General features: G+C 64.3%; 1 protein-coding gene and 1 pseudogene. Both read right to left on the bottom strand.

All coding sequences use genetic code 11. From position 1 onward, the window contains the following. The coding region (locus HGR_RS02040) for an MCP four helix bundle domain-containing protein (protein ID WP_138922361.1) at window positions 1–741 on the bottom strand (741 nt) is incomplete at its 3' end. A gap of 150 nt (window positions 742–891) precedes the next feature. Beyond that, window positions 892–1,071 (bottom strand): annotated as a pseudogene (locus HGR_RS17495) (hypothetical protein); the annotation flags it as partial.

A 1,071-nucleotide genomic window follows, 5' to 3' on the forward strand; every position in this document is an offset into this window, starting at 1 on the left:
GCCGGTCTCGTCCTTGGCGTTCGACTCCAGGCGCTGGCTGAGATCGCCCGCGGCCACGGCATCGGCCAGACGCGCCGCCTCGGCAATGGGCCGGGTGATGCTGCGGGCGATGGTCAGGCCGAGCGCCACGCCGGCGCTCAAGGCAATCGCGCTGCACAGCAGCAGCAGCACGCGACTGCGCTCCCAGGTGGCGCGCGCGGTCGTGGCCGCCTCCTCGGCCTCCGCTTGAGACACCTCACTGAGCTTTTGCACCTCGGCGGCATAGGCGCGCAAGCCCGGGCTCAGGCGCTGCTCATTGAGGGTGTGCATGAGGTAGAGGTCTTCGGTGCTGTTGCGCTGCTTCAAAGCGTTCAGCTCGTTGCGCGCCTCGCGGTAGGCCTTTGCCTGAACATTGACGCGATCCAGCATCTCGCGCCCCTGAGGCGAGGCGATTTCTTGCGATGCTTTCTGCAATTCCAGCATGCGATTGGTATGACTCGTCATCAGCGCTTCCAGGCGCTGGTTCTCCACCGGGTTGTAGGTACGCACATAGGCCGTGAGCACTTCCTGGTGGACCTCGATCGTGCGCATCCAGTCGGTCGCCAAGGCCACGCGCTTTTGGGCCAGGTAGCCCGCATACGAGGCCTCGTTCATCTTCAAGAGGCTGACAAAGCCCACCAGCGCCATGGCCACCATCAGAAGGAGTTGGATACCGATGGTGACGCTCAAGCGCGTGCCTATCTTCAAATCGGAGAATTTCATCTTGTCGTCCTGGCCGATGCCTCTTTGTTTGTAATCGGCGCCCCAACGCGGAAACGCCTGCGGGTCGGAAAGGGCCACTGGATCACAGCTGACCCCTTGCCCGCATCCGGGTATGTCCTTGGACCTCCCAGGCCTCGGAACCCCTGACAGTCATTCTCTCAAATCAGCCAAAACCTCGGGGCCCGCGGTCTCAAGCGCCTTGAGCTCGGCCTCGGAGAAACACCTGGCCCGGCGTGTGTCGAGGTTGTCCGGCCGGTGCAGGCGCGGCGCTGGGTAACGCGCGGTCAGCTCCGCGTAGGTTCGCACCGGGTCCAGACCGCGCTGCGCGCA

Source organism: Hylemonella gracilis ATCC 19624 (assembly GCF_000211835.1).
GTDB classification, from domain to species: domain Bacteria; phylum Pseudomonadota; class Gammaproteobacteria; order Burkholderiales; family Burkholderiaceae_C; genus Hylemonella; species Hylemonella gracilis.